Below are 15153 nucleotides of genomic sequence, written 5' to 3'. Positions count from 1 at the left end.
ATGTCGGTATCCAGCGCGGTGAGGTAGTCACGCTGCTCGGTGAAGATATGCTCGCAGTCGAGCAGCCAGTTGACGATGTGATGCTTGCTTAACATGGGTTCTCCTTAGCAGCCGCGACGCAGGGCGGGGGTGTGAACGGGGGCATCCCACAGGGTCATCAGTTCATCATCCACCTTGAGCAATGTGATGGAGATGCCGGTCATGTCGAGCGAGGTGCAGTAGGGGCCAATCAGGTTGCGCACCAGATGGATGCCCGCCTCCTCGCACAGGGTGGCAAGGCGACCATAGACGCCATAGAGCTCGGAGATGGGGGTGCCGCCGAGGCTGTTAACCAGCGCGATAACCCGATCGCCCTTGTTGAGTGGTTCAATAAAGGTGTGCTCTTCCTGCCAGCTGCCGCTGGTGCGATCCCAGTGGCGCAGGGTACGGCCGTAGGGAGTGTTGTCCGCCAGCTCGCTGAACATGTCGTCCACCAGGGTATTGAGGTCGGTGAAGGGGCGACGTTCGATGCCCGGTTCGCCGTGGATACCGACGCCGAACTCCATCTCGTTGTCCGCCAGAGTGAAGGAGGGCTTGCCAGCGGCCGGCACGGTGCAGGCATGCATGGCCACGCCTATGGTGCGGCTCTGGTTGTTGATGCGGCGGGCCAGCGCCTCGCAGCGGGCAAGGTCATAGCCCGCCTCGGCTGCGGCACCGACCAGCTTCTCGCACAGCACGGTCGTGGCAACCCCACGGCGACCGGCGGTGTAGAGGCTGTCTTTGACCGCCACGTCGTCATCGATCAGGGCGAAGCCCACTTTTACGCCGTCGCCGTGCAGGAGCTCGACCGCGGTCTCGAAGTTGAGCACGTCACCGGTGTAGTTCTTCACCAGAAACAGCACGCCCGCGCCGCCATCAACGGCCTGACCGCACTCGTACATCTGATCCGGGGTCGGAGAGGTAAAGATCTCGCCGGGGCAGGCGCCATCCAGCATCCCTTTGCCCACCAGACCGCCGTGCATCGGCTCGTGGCCGCTGCCACCGCCGGAGACCAGCGCCACCTTACCCATCACGGGGGAGTCGGCGCGGGTGATGTAGTGGGGTTCGATACGTACCTTGAGCTCGGGGTGGGCGGCTGCCATCCCCATCAGTTGTTCACGGACCACAGCATCGACGGCATTGATCAGTTTCTTCATGGCTCACTCCTTGGCTTGCCACCGCACGGGTGGGCAAATGGTTGATGGAGCCAGTCTAACGACAGAAAAAGGGATAAAAATGACGGGTGATTTGGTTCGGATTTGAAACAGCAGAAGGGGGCTCGGTGTTTCAATCTGAAACGGCGCAGGGCTGGCAGGCGGGAAACTGTTAGCTGACTCACAGCCATGAAAAAGGGCCCCGCAGGGCCCTTCGCTACAACCGGAATATGCGGACGGGTTAGATGGCCCAGCCACCGGCGTAGAAGACCACCAGCGCCACGGCGATGATGACGGTGCCGACATTGAGCTTCTTCCACTCGGCAGCGAAGATGCGGCCAACGACCAGCGCCACGAAGCCCAGCATGATGCCGGTGACGATGTTGCAGGTGAGCACGATAAAGACGGCGCACAGCATGCCGGAGAGGGCATCAACCGAGTCTCTGAAGTCCAGCTTGGTGACGTTGCCCAGCATCAGCAGACCGACATACATCAGCGCCGGTGCGGTGGCGTAAGCCGGTACCAGATAGCTGAGCGGGGAGAGGAAGATCATCAGCAGGAACAGCACGCCGACCAGCGCGGCGGTCAGGCCGGTCTTGCCACCGGCCGCGGTGCCTGCGGCGGATTCGATGTAGACGGCAGCCGGAGCACCGCCAACGGCACCTGCCACCATGCTGCTGACGGAGTCGGCAGTCAGGGCCTTGCCGCCGCTGATGATGTGGCCACGTTCGTTGATGAGACCCGCCTGTCCGGCCACGGCACGGATGGTACCGGTGGCGTCAAACACGGCGGTCATCACCAGCGCCAGTACGGTCGGAATGACCACCGGATTGAGGGCGCCCAGCAGATCCATGCTGCCAACCAGCGAGCCTTTCTCACCAGTCAGGCTCGGCATGGCGAAGAAGCCCTGCCAGGTCACTTTCGGGTCGAAGATAAGACCGAGGATGGAGATGGCGATAATCACCATCAGGATGCCGCCCGGCACCTTGCGACGCTCCAGACCGAAGATGGCAGCCAGACCCAGCACCGTCATGATGACCGGGAAGGCGGTCACTTCACCGAGCTGTACCGGCAGACCGGCCCCTTCGTTCTTGATCACCATGCCAACACCGTTGGTGGCGATCAGCAGCAGGAACAGACCGATACCGATGCCGGTACCGTGGGCGATGCCGGAGGGGAGGTTGTCCAGGATCCACTGGCGCACGCCGGTGACGCTGATCAGGGTGAACAGCACACCCATCAGGAAGATCGCGCCCAGCGCGACCGGAATACTCAGTCCCTGACCCAGTACCAGACTGAATGCGGTAAAGGCGGTGAGGGAGATGGCGCAACCGATAGCCATTGGCAGCTTGGCCCACAGCCCCATCAGCAGGGAGCCGAAGGCGGCGATCAAACAGGTGGCCACAAACACCGGGCCCTGCTCAAAGCCGGCGGCACCCAGCATGTTCGGCACCACTATGATGCTGTAGACCATCGCCAGGAAGGTGGTCAGCCCCGCGACCAGCTCCTGACGCACGCTGCTGCCGCGCGCAGAAATGGAAAAATAAGAGTCCAGAAAGCCGCCTGTCCCTGTTTGGGCGGCCATATCTTGCTTTGCCATAACTAATCCTGAAAGTGTGAAGGAAATCGTTTGCGTTGGTGGCGCGCAAAATAGCAAGAATTCGCGGCAAATACAGCGGATAACCTGACTTTTTCGTCACTATTTTACATTTTGAGTCCATTCGGAGCTCATTCTAAGGCTCAAGCGGTGAGAGTGTGTAAGGGAGGGATCAAGTGGTCGGGGGAGGGGAGATCAGTGAGGAAAAAGCGGGGAAAAACAAAAAACCCGCCTAAGCGGGTTTTTTTAATTCTTGCAGAGCTGTCAGCAGTTGGCATGAGCCATCAGCAGCATGCTCCGGCTTGAATTACAGACCAACTACGTTGGCAGCAGCCGGGCCTTTCTGGCCTTGCTCGATGGTGAACTCAACGCGCTGACCTTCGTCCAGGGTTTTGAAGCTGGTGGACTGGATAGCGGAGAAGTGTACGAACACGTCTTTGCTGCCGTCAGCCGGGGAGATGAAACCAAAACCTTTCTCAGCGTTGAAGAACTTAACGGTACCAGTCATTTTGTTAGACATAATAATTTCCTTAAATAGTGTTGAATGCCACCTAAATGGCAATTTTTGATTTTTCGTCAGCAATACGTATGGGGAGCACTAAAGAAGGAGAATTATTTGATAAGAATTATCCGAGGATAACGCTTATGCTAATCACTGCTTTACTAAAATGACTGCCTAACATAATCAGGTCTGAACTGCCGAACCATCGAGAAAGATTAAAACACGCTCTCATTTTTAAAGCAAACTTTATCTCGATATTAATGTTTTGTAACAGCCAAAAATATCATTTTTTATAGTAAATATGATGCATTTCAACGGCATAGAAAAATCAGTGCAGACTCATATCACCCTGTGGCAAGTCAGATTCGGCTTTTTTGTCCTGACTATGTAGCCAGTTCTGGCAAAAAATATGAGAAAAAATGAAAAAGGTGGCGATAGACCGGGGATTGTCAGTTGGCGTTCTCTCTAACTCACAATGTAAATCACTTCTTTGCTGCTGCGATTAGCTTCTGGGCTGCAAATCAATGGCGGCGCCAAATCTGGCCCATCGAGCATTGCCCAGACATACAAACGCCCGCTGGCACTTGTGCCTGCGGGCGTTTTGCAAGAGGGGATCAGCGCTTGCTGCGAAACTTGTTGCTGACCGAATCAATCCAGCTGAAGGTTTCCGGCAGTACCTGGTTCTTGGCGCGCTCTTTGGCTTTCTCGCGAGCCAGCTTGGAGGCTGCCTTGGCCGCTTCGGCGCGGTCGGCCACAATTTTCAGGCGACCCTCTTCGCGGATCTTGTTCCGCTCTCCGTTGGTCAGCTGGTGGTCTGCATTGGCTTGTGCCTTTTGCAATAACAAGGCTATCTCGGCTTTTTCGGCCTCGGTCAGATCTTTCATTTCCAGCTTTTTCACGGCGCGCTCCTGCGGCAGGGTGGTTAGACACCCTAACACAGTTGTGCCGATCACTTCTTATGCAATCGGCTTTCCGGCAGTAAAAATGCGGGTTTGTGCCAACTTTCTGTTATTTCGCTGCCACTTTCCCGCCTGTTTGCCACATTTCAATTTATGGCGAGCGGTGAGGGCAGCTCTTGCTCCTCCGGCTCGACGTGGATCAGCACGATGGCGTGGGGCAACTGCGCCATGATGGCGTGTTCGATGCGATCACAGATATCGTGGGCTTCGCCGATGCTCATCTCCGGGGGCAGGGTGAGATGGAAGTCGATATGGCGGCGGCGTCCGGCACGACGGCTGCGCAGATCGTGGAAACCGCTGGCGGCAGGGCAGCATTCGGTGATGATGCGGCTGGTCATTGCCAGCTCTTCCGGGCTCATACTCTGGTCGATCAGCGGCTGGAAGGCCTCGTTGAGCATGCTGATCGCCTCTCTGACAATAAAGATGGCGACCGCAATGGCGACCATCGGGTCGAGGATGGCGAGTGAATGGCCGAACAGACCGGCCAGCCAGATCCCGCCAAGACCGACGGCGACCCCGGTGGAGGTGAGCACGTCCGCCTTGAGATGAAGCGCATCGGCAGCCAGCGCGACCGACTCCTCCTCTCGGGCCACCTTGTAGAGGTAGGCAGAGACGCCGCTGTTGACCAGCGCCGAGATCACCATCACCAGTACGCCCCAGCCAATGCTCTCGATGGGGATGGGGGTGATCAGCTTGTCGACGGCTTCGAATATGATCCAGCCCGCGGCCAGCAAGATAAGCAGTGCTTCGATGACGCCGGAGACATTTTCAATCTTGTCGTGACCATAGGGGTGGCGCTCATCAGGCGGGAGATCGGACTTTTTCACCGCGAACAGGGCGATCAGGGCCGCCACCAGATCCATGGCGGAGTGGATCGCCTCCGAGATGATACTGACCGAGCCGCTGGCGAACCCGGCCACCATTTTCATGATGATCAGACTGATATTGGAGCAGACCGACACCATGGCGGCTCTGGTTTTTCTGTTCATGTCACAGCTTCCTGAATAAAAACGGATATTTCGGTGCGGCGCGTATTATATCCGGCTGACCGGAAATAACCTATTCGGTGTTGTAACCTGATGTTTCCGATGATATTGCGAATGCTTATTAAAATGGTGACCTCTTGCGCGGAAATAAATAATGAGAGGGATTTATATTTCTCCGTGAAAATATCTAGCCAACGATGACTTAATATAAGCGTGACAACATTTAATAATGCGAATTACTCTTTTTTGGTCTTTCCTGTTGAGGTCGTTTGGCCTCCCCTCTCAAGGGGCTGCACGCGACATCTTTTGGACGAGAATGAGGCTGGATCCGGATGCCGCTGGAGGGTATGCTGGGTCTGGTGATGGTCTTGCACCATCCCACCAAGCGTACTGAAGTTGATGATTCGGATGGCATGCTGGCTCCCATGAGGAACCAACTGTCTGGGTAACATTTTTGGAGTTTGATGATGAGTAACAAAGAACATCACAACGGCAAAGATGCCAAGAAAAAACCGCAGATGTCACTGAAAGAGAAACGCGAAGCCAAACGTCAGAAAGCAGAACTGAAAAACGGCAGCGCAATGAAGTAACGCTCCCCTACTGCTGTTCCTTCGGAGCCAGTACAAAGCCAGCCCTTACCGGCTGGCTTTTATGTTTGTGGCTCACGGCGTGGCGCCGTAAGCCGCGAAAATCTGGTGATAACGACCATCCTGACGCATCGCCTCAAGGCGCTTATCAAACAGATTGCGGGCATCGGCTGTTCGGAAGGCAAAGTGATAGACGGTGGGCGGGAAGAGGTCTGCTTGCCTGACCTGATTGCGCTCGTAGTGCTCGCCTGCCTGGGCGGTGGCGATCAGCTGGTCGAGGTAGTAGTAGAACACCCGCTCCTCCAGTACGACGGCATCCACCCTGCCGCGCATCAGCTGATGTACCTGCACCTGCTGCTTGGCTACCTCCTCATAGTGGGGATTCTGGTTGGCCATGGTGGCGAACGCGCCCCCCAGAATGATCCTTGCCCGTTGAAAGGCGGTTACCCGTTTTGAATGCAGGTCGTCCAGAGTACTGATGTGGGTGCTGCGCAGGGTGAAGATTCGGTTATGGAAGGTGATAACGGGCTGGGTCAGAACGTGAGGATCAACCATACCGGGTCTGACGTTGATGATGGCATCCAGCTTTCCTGACTCGAACAGGCGGAAGGTGCGCTCCAGCGGCAGAAATTCAAAGCTGGGCTCATAGCCGCTGCCAGTGAACGCCTCTTTCAGCAGATCCAGCTCAATGCCGCGATTCTCGCCTTCGATGACATAAGGGGGGATGGCAAAGCTAACCCCGACCTTGAGTTGCTTTGCCTGCAACTGGCCGGAGAACATGCTGGTCAGCATGAGCAATAAAGGGGTGAGCAGTTTCATTGCACTTTTCACAAAGCGCTCCTGTGGAGAATATCCATCACTGTAGGGGAGGCAACCAAAAAGCGTTATATCCCTTTCGGGCTGAGAGGTTCAGCCTGAGTGCATAAAAAAAGACCCTGAGTTATCAGGGCCTTTTCAATATTCTGTTCTTAGAACGGGATATCGTCGTCGAAATCCATCGGCGGCTCGTTATATACCGGCGGCGCAGATTGCGGCTGCTGGGCAGGACGGCCATAACCGCCTTGCGGCTGCATGTTCTGCTGCGGAGCCGGTGCCGGGCGCTGTTGATTCATCGGCTGCTGGGCAGGCATGCTCTGCTGCGGCTGACCCCAGTTACCCTGGGATTGGCCACCCATGTTCTGGCCCATACCCTGACCGCCTTGCGGACGACCACCCAGCATCTGCATCACACCCGTGAAGCTGTCGACCAGCACTTCAGTGGTGTAGCGCTCCTGGCCGCTCTGATCCTGCCATTTGCGGGTTTGCAGTTTGCCTTCCACATAGACCTGGGAGCCCTTCTTCAGGTACTCGCCAGCCACTTCGGCCAGCTTGCCCATGAAGACGACGCGATGCCATTCGGTACGCTCTTTCTGCTCACCGGTCTGCTTGTCGCGCCAGGTTTCGGAGGTAGCCAGAGTAATGTTGGTCACAGCACCGCCACTCGGCATGTAGCGTACTTCCGGGTCTTGCCCGAGGTTACCGATCAGAATGACTTTATTGATGCCTCGACTGGCCATAATCTCTCTTCCACCTTATTTACCGGCCAGGTCGAAACCTGGTCCAACACGACTAGATACCTGATTAGTTGCTGTGTGCGGGGCACAATGTCCCGCAGACGCATGTGACGGTCATAGTAACAGTTGCGAAGCGGATTGGCAGCATCCTTAACCTGCTTGATGTGCCAAAGGTAACTGTTGGCTCCTGCTGTAGTGATGGTCGGGTTGCAGCTGTTTTGGGCGCGTCCGGCATCACATTTCTGCCATATATTCCTGTTATGCTGGCCGATTGGCGAATTGGAATCGGTTTTTAAATCGACTAAAAACATATGGTTACGATATTTATGAGATCCATTCTCATACTTTTTTAATATTGTGCTCCCATACCTCCTTGGTAGACTCAGTCGGCCAGATTAGGTGGTTTACAGGTTCAAGGAAGAGCACACAATGAAAGCCGCATGCCCGATCGCACTGGTCACTGAAAATAATGTGCAGGCCAGCACATTTGCTGCATACCTCATCTCTCATTTGAGCCGTCCCGTCCAGCTAATCCACGAGATTAATCAGCTAGATAACCAGTGTGACGGCACGCTGTTTCTCATCGATCTCGACTATATCCGCTCCGGCCAGTCACTGGGCTGGAACCGGGCGATCTCCGAACGCTTTGGCATGGCGGCCACCGTGCTGCTCAATGCTCCCACTGCGACGGATCGCGACCTGCTGCTGATGTGGCCGCAGATTTGCGGTCTGTTTTTCCGTCAGGATCCGCTCGACCGACTGGTTGCCGGGTTGCAGAAAATCCTGTTGGGCGAGTACTGGATGCCGCGCCACCTGCTGTGCGAGCTGGTCGAATACTATCGCCAGGGCAATAGCTACCTGCTGCGTAACGACACCCTGCTGACTGCCAGAGAGCAGGAGATCATCCGTTATCTGATGACGGGCGCCTCCAATGTCGAGATCGCCGACAGCCTGTTTGTCAGCGAGCACACCGTCAAATCCCACCTCTATAACGTCTTTAAAAAGCTGAATGTGAAGAACCGGATCCAGGCGGTGAGCTGGGCCAAAGAGTATCTCGATGCTCCGGACTCCCACTGATGAAAGCGTTCTCTCTGGCATGTTGCCTTGTGCTGCTCTGGGGCTTCACGACCGTTGTGGCGGCCGAGGCCGATGCTCCGCTGGAGTCGGTACAGCCGGAGCAGGAGAGTGATCGGCTGGATGTGGATGGTTTGGTGCTGGACCGCACTTTTACCCGCTTCGGTCAGGGCTTTTATAACGAATTTACCCGGTTGCGCAGTGATGAAGACCCGAATGCCAGAGAAAATCTGACGATTCATGAGCGCCCGACTGCTCGCTGGGGCAGCCTGATCTGGATCACCCATAACCGGAAGGTGATTTTTAAAACCGCGCTCTCTCCCGGCCGCAATCAGCAGGAGCAGAGTGCCAAACTGGCTTGGTCACAGGTCAGGCAGACCCTCGAACAGCAGAAGATCGCGACCCTGTTCATGGATACCTTCGATTTGGAACATGATGAACTATAAGGATATTTCTCATGCGTGCCCGGTTATGGCTAGTTGCAGCACTGATAGCGCCAGCGCTCCATGCGTCGGAGCTTGTCTATCGCCCCGTCAACCCCAGCTTTGGGGGTAACCCTCTCAACAGCAGTCATCTGCTTGGCACCGCCAATGCGCAGAATGATTACAAGGATCCCGCCAGTGGCAGTGGTAGCAGCGGCACCTCGGCGCTGGATCGCCTGACCTCCAACCTGCAATCTCGCCTGATCAGCCAGCTGTTGGCCGATATCGGCAAGGATGGCAGCCAGAGCGGCAGTCTGGTGACCGATGATTTTGCCATCAATGTGGTGGATGAAGATGGCACCCTGGTGGTTTCGATCACCGACCGGGTGACCAACCAGACCACCATGATCGAAGTGAATGGCCTGATTGCTGATTGAGGGCGCGATGAAACGACAACTGTTATTGATAGTGCCCCTGCTTGCGCTGGCTGGCTGTGCGACCCATATTGGCTCGCCCGTTGCCGATGAGAAGGCAACCCTGATGCCGCGATCCGTCTCTTACAAGGAGCTGATCAGTCTGCCCAAGCCAAAAGGGAAAATTGTCGCGGCCGTCTACGATTTTCGCGATCAGACCGGTCAGTACCTGCCCGCACCGGCATCCAACTTCTCCACGGCGGTCACCCAGGGCGGGGTAGCCATGCTGAGCACGGCTTTGTGGGATTCCCAATGGTTTGTGCCTCTGGAGCGGGAGGGGCTGCAGAACCTGCTGACCGAACGCAAGATTGTGCGGGCGGCCCAGAACAAGCCCAACGTTCCCGGCAACAATGCCAATCAACTGCCCTCGCTGGTCGCCGCCAACATCCTGATCGAGGGGGGGATCGTCGCCTATGACAGCAATGTACGAACCGGTGGGGCGGGAGCCAAGTATTTTGGCATTGGCGCCAGCGGGGAGTACCGGGTCGATCAGGTGACGGTCAATCTGCGTGCCGTCGATATCCGTTCAGGCCGGATCCTGAACAGTGTCACCACCTCCAAGACAGTATTGTCGCAACAGGTGCAGGCCGGGGTATTCCGCTTCGTCGAGTACAAGCGCCTGCTGGAGGCCGAGGCCGGTTTCAGCACCAACGAACCGGTACAGATGTGTGTCATGTCGGCTATCGAGTCCGGAGTGATCCGGCTGATAGCCAATGGTGTACGGGACAATCTGTGGCAACTGGCCGACCAGCGGGATATCGACAATCCGATCCTGCAGGAGTACCTGCAAGACAACGCCCCGCTGCTTTGAGTTTTCCCTCTCTCGCAATGCCCTCCCTGGTGGAGGGCATTTTTTTGGCCTCTATCGAATACGACTTAAGACTTTCTGCTCAGCGACAGGGCGGTGTTTTTCATCCTCGAATCAGCGGAGTGCCTGATAGGCCGCCTCTTGTCTGACAGGGATACTGTGGGCGTTTTCCAACAAGGCGATGGCGCGATGAAACATCTGTTGAGTGCTCTCTTTTTTCTGCTGATATCGGGCGCCCCGCAACTCGCCGCAGAGCCTGCCGTCTTTGATGAGCTGGCGATGGCAAGCGAGCTGGATTCCGGTCTGCAGAACGACGGGAATCAGGCGCTGTTGTGGCAACTCGGTAGCGAGCAGCAACTGCACCTCACCCAGCAAGGGGAGCTGAATCAGGCGCGCCTGCTGCAACAGGGTTGGGCCAATGAGTTGGCGCTCTCCCAGGTAGGAGATGAGAACTGGGTCAATGGTGCGCAACTGGGTGAGGGCAATAGCGCCGAACTCTATCAGGCGGGCATCAATAACCGGATTTGGCTGCTGCAACAAGGCAGCGGCAATGAAGCCTGGATCAGTCAGCAAGGGGCAGACAATCAGGCCCGGGCGATCCAGCTGGGTGATGGCAATCAGGCCAGCATCGAGCAGAACGGAATCGGATTAACGGCCACCGTCATCCAGATGGGGGCCAATCAGCAAGTAAATGTCGTTCAAACCAACTGAGCCTAGGCTCAACCATTAGCACGAGAGGGAAATCATGTTTAAACGTACCATCATTGCCTCGGCAGTTCTTCTGGCGACCAGCACCGCTTGGGCGGCATCTACTGGCAACCAGGCTACGGTGAACCAGGCCCAGAGCGGCAATATCGCCACCATTAACCAGGTGGTGGGAAGCGTCGATAACAAGGCTAACATCGATCAAGCTGGTAACAACAACACAGCTGTTACCACTCAAAAGAATACCGGCCAGTCAGATGCCGATACTCGGCAGGTAGGTGACAGTAACGAGGGTTACATCTTGCAACAAGGTGACACTAACCTCTCCAAAGCCTCCATCGATACAAAGGGGAACGACAACTTTGCTGATGTGATTCAGCAATTTGAGAATGGCGGTGCGGTTGCCGGGGTTGTGCAGGATGGGGATCGCAACGACGCCAAGATCAAGCAAGATAATGGTGACTTAGCTGACTCCAGGATCACTCAAATCTCGGATGGTAATCGGGCTGTCATTAATAACCAGATATCCGATTTCGCTCGGGCGAGTGTACAGCAGCTAGAAGGGGGGGCTCACCAGGCTGACGTGACCCAGACAGCGGCTGATGGAGCCAACGCCGAAGTGGTACAACGTGGAGAGAGCAATATCACCAAGGTGCTGCAGGCAACCGGTAACTATGACTATGCACCGGCGGAAGGAACATCTGCAGTGGTGACTCAGAGTGGTTCTTTGAACAATGCAGACGTCACTCAATACGATAGTGCCAACGTAGCGACTGTTGAGCAAAGTGGAACCCGCGGTGAAGTGGTGACTCTGCAGCAAGGGTCTGATGCCGGGAATGGCAACGGCCTGTTGGCCAAACAGTCTGGAACCGGGGAGTTTGCTGACCTGACACAGGATGGTAATCGCAACCGGATTGAGACCGACCAGCAAGGTACTGGCAATGATGCCTTGGTCAACCAGACAGGTGATGACAACAAGGCCGTGGTCAACCAGTTAGCCAGCAGTACCGATGGTGCGGTCACCATTGATCAGGTAGGTAATGACAACTATGCCAATGCAGTGCAACAAGCAGGCAGCGGCAATACCATCGATATCGACCAGAACGGAACTGGCAACCAGGTTGCCTCTGCTCGTGATGGTGAAGGCAAAGGCGCCTGGACCTGGGGCTCGGACAACGAGCTGGTCGTTGCTCAGAAAGGCACTGACAACTGGGCCTATGCCGATGCGTCTCACTCTGAGTCTGTGGTCAAAGTGACCCAGGATGGTGAGTTGAACAATGCCAAGGTTGAGTCCTACTTGGGTAGCGAGAACAAGCTCACAGTGACCCAGAACGGCGCTGAGCACGAGGCCAATGTCTACGTCAATGCTGGGGTTGGTGGGGGGCGCAACACCGTTGATGTGGTGCAAAACGAAAGCTTTAATACTGCCAATGTGACCGTATTGGGCAGCGATAACCATGCCTATGTCTATCAAGGGGCTGGTAGCAACTGATGGTCATCTCCGGATTCAGGGGCCTGCGGGCCCCTCTTTTATTGGTGCTGCTCTGTGGGTTGATGCTGGTTCATCGCGTCGCTTCCCCAGCAAGCGCCAGGGGAAACGAGATGGAGCCCGATCCGTCGATCCGCTTGTCCCTCAATATTGCGCAGAACGAGCAGGGGCTGTCACTTGCGCCAACGCTGCTCAGCAAGCGCGACTTGACGGTGAGTGTCAGCTTGCTGGTGCATGGCGAAGGGGCGGCCGGGAGCACGACTCAGCGCCAGAGCCGTAATCTGTCGCTGCAGGCTGGAGTGGTCATGGCGGTTGGCAAAATAGGGCTGGGTTTGCGTTGTCCCTATCGGGTCGAGGTCACCGCTCTGATATGGCAAAACGAGCGGCTGCTGGTGGAGAAAAAAGAGCAGATGGCGTGCGCCGGATGATGCGCATTTCATCTCATGACTGTCTATTCATCCAGTAGTCTCTATGCCATACTGACTCGCTCAGGTTTCTGTATCGAGCGTGCAACAAGATGGAAAAGATCGTGGTCCGGGGTGCTCGCACCCACAACCTCAAGAACATCAATCTGACCCTGCCCCGCGACAAGCTGATCGTGGTCACCGGCCTCTCCGGCTCGGGCAAATCCTCTCTGGCGTTCGATACCCTCTATGCCGAGGGGCAGCGCCGCTATGTGGAGTCCCTCTCCGCCTATGCTCGCCAGTTCCTCTCCCTGATGGAGAAGCCGGACGTCGACCATATCGAGGGGCTTTCGCCCGCCATTTCCATCGAGCAGAAGTCCACTTCCCATAACCCGCGCTCGACCGTCGGCACCATCACCGAAATCTACGACTACCTGCGTCTGCTGTTCGCCCGGGTCGGTGAGCCGCTCTGCCCGACCCATGCCATTCCGCTTGCCGCCCAGACCATCAGCCAGATGGTGGATCAGGTGCTGGCCCAGCCGGAGGGGAGCAAGCTGATGCTGCTGGCCCCGGTGGTGCGTGACCGCAAGGGGGAACACACCAAGCTGCTGGAGAATCTGGCGGCGCAGGGTTATATCCGTGCCCGTATCGACGGCGAGGTGTGCGATCTATCCGACCCTCCCGCGCTGGAGCTGCACAAGAAGCACACCATCGAGGTGGTGGTGGACCGCTTCAAGGTGCGCGATGACCTTGCCCTGCGTCTGGCCGAGTCGTTCGAGACGGCGCTGACACTCTCCGGTGGCATTGTGCTGGTGGTGCCGATGGATGGCGAGGAGGGGGTCGATCCCATGACCTTCTCCGCCAACTTCGCCTGCCCGGAGTGCGGCTACTCCATGTCGGAGCTGGAGCCGCGCATCTTCTCCTTCAACAACCCTGCAGGTGCTTGCCCGACTTGTGACGGCCTCGGGGTGCAGCAATATTTCGATCCGGCCAAGGTGATCGGCGATCCGGCCATCAGTCTGGCCAACGGCGCGATTCGCGGCTGGGACAAACGTAGCTTCTATTACTTCCAGATGCTCAAATCCCTCTCCGAGCACTACAAGTTCGATCTGGAGACGCCGTGGGAGGATCTGCCACTGAAGACCCAGGATGTGATCCTGCGCGGTTCCGGTCGCACCGAGATCGAGTTCCGTTACATGAACGATCGCGGCGACGTGGTAGTGCGCAAGCACCCGTTCGAGGGGATCCTGCACAACATGGAGCGGCGCTACCGGGAAACCGAGTCCAATTCGGTGCGTGAAGAGCTCTCCAAATACATCGCCAACAAGTCTTGCTCAAGCTGCGGTGGCAGCCGGCTGCGGGAGGAGGCGCGCCACGTCTTCGTCGACAACCGCAACCTGCCGGCCATTGCCGAGCAGTCCATCGGCGATGCACTGGCCTTCTTCGAGGGGCTGAACCTCACCGGCCAGCGTGCCCAGATTGCCGAGAAGATATTGAAAGAGATCGTCGAGCGGCTCGGCTTCCTGGTGAACGTCGGTCTCAACTACCTGAGCCTGTCGCGCAGCGCAGAGACCCTCTCGGGCGGCGAAGCGCAGCGCATTCGACTGGCCAGCCAGATCGGTGCCGGTCTGGTAGGTGTCATGTATGTGCTGGACGAGCCGTCCATCGGTTTGCATCAGCGCGACAACGAGCGTCTGCTCAAGACACTCACTCATCTGCGTGATCTCGGCAACACGGTGATCGTGGTGGAGCACGACGAGGACGCTATCCGCCTTGCGGACCATGTGCTCGACATCGGCCCGGGAGCCGGGGTACACGGCGGGGCCATCGTCGCGCAGGGTACGCCGGAGGAGATCATTGCCAATCCCGAGTCACTCACCGGTGACTACCTCTCCGGTCGCAAGCAGATCGCCATTCCTGCCGAGCGCACGCCGCTCACCGGCAAGTGGTTGAAGCTCAAGGGGGCGAGCGGCAACAACCTGCGCAACGTCAACCTGGATCTGCCGATCGGAGTGATGACCTGCGTCACCGGCGTCTCCGGCTCCGGCAAGTCGACCCTGATTAACGATACCCTGTTCCGCATTGCTCACCGCGAGTTGAACAAGGCCACCGAATCCAGCCCGGCACCCTATCGCAGTGTCGAGGGGCTGGAGCATCTGGACAAGGTGGTGGATATCGACCAGAGCCCCATCGGTCGTACCCCACGCTCCAACCCGGCCACCTACACCGGCCTGTTTACCCCGATCCGCGAGCTGCTCTCCGGCACTCAGGAGGCGCGTTCCCGAGGCTACCAGCCGGGCCGCTTCTCCTTCAACGTGAAAGGGGGCCGCTGCGAGGCGTGCCAAGGGGATGGAGTCATCAAGGTGGAGATGCACTTCCTGCCGGACGTCTACGTACCGTGCGACGTCTGCAAGGGCAAGCG

16 protein-coding genes and 1 pseudogene are annotated in these 15153 nt (G+C 57.1%); 9 read left to right on the top strand and 8 right to left on the bottom strand.

Translation table 11 applies throughout. The features are described 5' to 3' along the window. From G5358_RS16610 to G5358_RS16585, 6 genes and pseudogenes are all read right to left on the bottom strand, one after another. Positions 1 to 95: pseudogene (locus tag G5358_RS16610) on the bottom strand (dihydroxyacetone kinase); the annotation flags it as partial. Positions 96 to 104: 9 nt separating this feature from the next. Next, positions 105 to 1175, bottom strand: coding sequence for a dihydroxyacetone kinase subunit DhaK (gene dhaK, locus G5358_RS16605; RefSeq protein WP_064341830.1), 1071 nt, complete (start codon positions 1173 to 1175; stop codon positions 105 to 107). Positions 1176 to 1413: 238 nt separating this feature from the next. Further along, the gene (locus G5358_RS16600) at positions 1414 to 2772 is read right to left on the bottom strand and encodes an NCS2 family permease (RefSeq protein ID WP_421324510.1); all 1359 of its coding nucleotides are present in this window, start codon (positions 2770 to 2772) and stop codon (positions 1414 to 1416) included. A 304-nt stretch (positions 2773 to 3076) separates the two neighbouring features. Further along, positions 3077 to 3289 (bottom strand): transcription antiterminator/RNA stability regulator CspE, encoded by a 213-nt coding sequence (gene cspE, locus G5358_RS16595; RefSeq protein WP_005316548.1) that lies wholly within the window; start codon positions 3287 to 3289, stop codon positions 3077 to 3079. 596 nt (positions 3290 to 3885) lie between these two features. Beyond that, positions 3886 to 4170, bottom strand: coding sequence for a DUF3811 domain-containing protein (gene yjbD / locus G5358_RS16590; protein ID WP_005340165.1), 285 nt, complete (start codon positions 4168 to 4170; stop codon positions 3886 to 3888). A gap of 146 nt (positions 4171 to 4316) precedes the next feature. Beyond that, the gene (locus G5358_RS16585) at positions 4317 to 5219 is read right to left on the bottom strand and encodes a cation diffusion facilitator family transporter (RefSeq protein WP_421314360.1); all 903 of its coding nucleotides are present in this window, start codon (positions 5217 to 5219) and stop codon (positions 4317 to 4319) included. Between the two features lie 461 nt (positions 5220 to 5680). Between G5358_RS16585 and G5358_RS16580 the strand changes: the two genes are divergently transcribed. Further along, a complete protein-coding gene (locus G5358_RS16580) occupies positions 5681 to 5806 on the top strand; it encodes a hypothetical protein (RefSeq protein ID WP_019445191.1) in 126 nt (41 codons plus the stop codon). Positions 5807 to 5878: 72 nt separating this feature from the next. On the opposite strand, the gene G5358_RS16575 is transcribed toward G5358_RS16580, so the two are convergent. Further along, a complete protein-coding gene (locus G5358_RS16575; protein WP_408082992.1) occupies positions 5879 to 6622 on the bottom strand; it encodes a substrate-binding periplasmic protein in 744 nt (247 codons plus the stop codon). 149 nt (positions 6623 to 6771) lie between these two features. Continuing rightward, the gene (locus G5358_RS16570) at positions 6772 to 7359 is read right to left on the bottom strand and encodes a single-stranded DNA-binding protein (RefSeq protein ID WP_005340181.1); all 588 of its coding nucleotides are present in this window, start codon (positions 7357 to 7359) and stop codon (positions 6772 to 6774) included. A 426-nt stretch (positions 7360 to 7785) separates the two neighbouring features. Here G5358_RS16570 and G5358_RS16565 point away from each other — a divergent pair, with 426 nt between their 5' ends. The 8 genes from G5358_RS16565 to uvrA all read left to right on the top strand — a co-directional run. Continuing rightward, the gene (locus G5358_RS16565) at positions 7786 to 8433 is read left to right on the top strand and encodes a LuxR C-terminal-related transcriptional regulator (protein WP_158113813.1); all 648 of its coding nucleotides are present in this window, start codon (positions 7786 to 7788) and stop codon (positions 8431 to 8433) included. Beyond that, entirely contained in the window at positions 8433 to 8876 is a 444-nt protein-coding gene (locus G5358_RS16560) for a curli production assembly/transport protein CsgE (RefSeq protein ID WP_201952785.1), read from the top strand. Before G5358_RS16565 ends, G5358_RS16560 begins: the two co-directional genes overlap by 1 nt. Positions 8877 to 8887: 11 nt before the next feature. Next, entirely contained in the window at positions 8888 to 9289 is a 402-nt protein-coding gene (locus G5358_RS16555) for a curli assembly protein CsgF (RefSeq protein ID WP_042063493.1), read from the top strand. 7 nt (positions 9290 to 9296) lie between these two features. Continuing rightward, complete coding sequence (locus G5358_RS16550; RefSeq protein WP_005355003.1) at positions 9297 to 10136, top strand: CsgG/HfaB family protein; 840 nt, start codon at positions 9297 to 9299, stop codon at positions 10134 to 10136. Positions 10137 to 10322: 186 nt separating this feature from the next. Continuing rightward, on the top strand, positions 10323 to 10844 hold the full coding sequence (locus G5358_RS16545; RefSeq protein WP_201952781.1) for a curlin: 522 nt from the start codon (positions 10323 to 10325) through the stop codon (positions 10842 to 10844). Positions 10845 to 10878: 34 nt separating this feature from the next. Next, positions 10879 to 12330 (top strand): curlin, encoded by a 1452-nt coding sequence (locus tag G5358_RS16540; RefSeq protein WP_216952160.1) that lies wholly within the window; start codon positions 10879 to 10881, stop codon positions 12328 to 12330. Between the two features lie 110 nt (positions 12331 to 12440). Further along, entirely contained in the window at positions 12441 to 12755 is a 315-nt protein-coding gene (csgH, locus tag G5358_RS16535) for a curli-like amyloid fiber formation chaperone CsgH (RefSeq protein ID WP_254204223.1), read from the top strand. A gap of 89 nt (positions 12756 to 12844) precedes the next feature. Beyond that, a partial coding sequence (uvrA, locus tag G5358_RS16530) for an excinuclease ABC subunit UvrA (protein ID WP_421324508.1) occupies positions 12845 to 15153 on the top strand: 2309 nt, incomplete at its 3' end.

This window comes from Aeromonas sp. 604176 (assembly GCF_049170755.1).
In the GTDB taxonomy this organism is placed as follows: Bacteria; Pseudomonadota; Gammaproteobacteria; order Enterobacterales; family Aeromonadaceae; genus Aeromonas; species Aeromonas veronii_A.
This window is presented reverse-complemented; position numbering and strand designations above follow the sequence as displayed.

What these genes read in the sequence shown, in the direction of transcription:
- dhaK (WP_064341830.1), bottom strand. Translation starts at nt 1,175, where the DNA reads ATGAAGAAACTGATCAATGCCGTCGATGCTGTGGTCCGTGAACAACTG.
- G5358_RS16600 (WP_421324510.1), bottom strand. Translation starts at nt 2,772, where the DNA reads ATGGCAAAGCAAGATATGGCCGCCCAAACAGGGACAGGCGGCTTTCTG.
- cspE (WP_005316548.1), bottom strand. Translation starts at nt 3,289, where the DNA reads ATGTCTAACAAAATGACTGGTACCGTTAAGTTCTTCAACGCTGAGAAA.
- G5358_RS16585 (WP_421314360.1), bottom strand. Translation starts at nt 5,219, where the DNA reads ATGAACAGAAAAACCAGAGCCGCCATGGTGTCGGTCTGCTCCAATATC.
- G5358_RS16580 (WP_019445191.1), top strand. Translation starts at nt 5,681, where the DNA reads ATGATGAGTAACAAAGAACATCACAACGGCAAAGATGCCAAGAAAAAA.
- G5358_RS16575 (WP_408082992.1), bottom strand. Translation starts at nt 6,622, where the DNA reads ATGAAACTGCTCACCCCTTTATTGCTCATGCTGACCAGCATGTTCTCC.
- G5358_RS16570 (WP_005340181.1), bottom strand. Translation starts at nt 7,359, where the DNA reads ATGGCCAGTCGAGGCATCAATAAAGTCATTCTGATCGGTAACCTCGGG.
- G5358_RS16565 (WP_158113813.1), top strand. Translation starts at nt 7,786, where the DNA reads ATGAAAGCCGCATGCCCGATCGCACTGGTCACTGAAAATAATGTGCAG.
- G5358_RS16560 (WP_201952785.1), top strand. Translation starts at nt 8,433, where the DNA reads ATGAAAGCGTTCTCTCTGGCATGTTGCCTTGTGCTGCTCTGGGGCTTC.
- G5358_RS16555 (WP_042063493.1), top strand. Translation starts at nt 8,888, where the DNA reads ATGCGTGCCCGGTTATGGCTAGTTGCAGCACTGATAGCGCCAGCGCTC.
- G5358_RS16550 (WP_005355003.1), top strand. Translation starts at nt 9,297, where the DNA reads ATGAAACGACAACTGTTATTGATAGTGCCCCTGCTTGCGCTGGCTGGC.
- G5358_RS16545 (WP_201952781.1), top strand. Translation starts at nt 10,323, where the DNA reads ATGAAACATCTGTTGAGTGCTCTCTTTTTTCTGCTGATATCGGGCGCC.
- G5358_RS16540 (WP_216952160.1), top strand. Translation starts at nt 10,879, where the DNA reads ATGTTTAAACGTACCATCATTGCCTCGGCAGTTCTTCTGGCGACCAGC.
- csgH (WP_254204223.1), top strand. Translation starts at nt 12,441, where the DNA reads ATGGAGCCCGATCCGTCGATCCGCTTGTCCCTCAATATTGCGCAGAAC.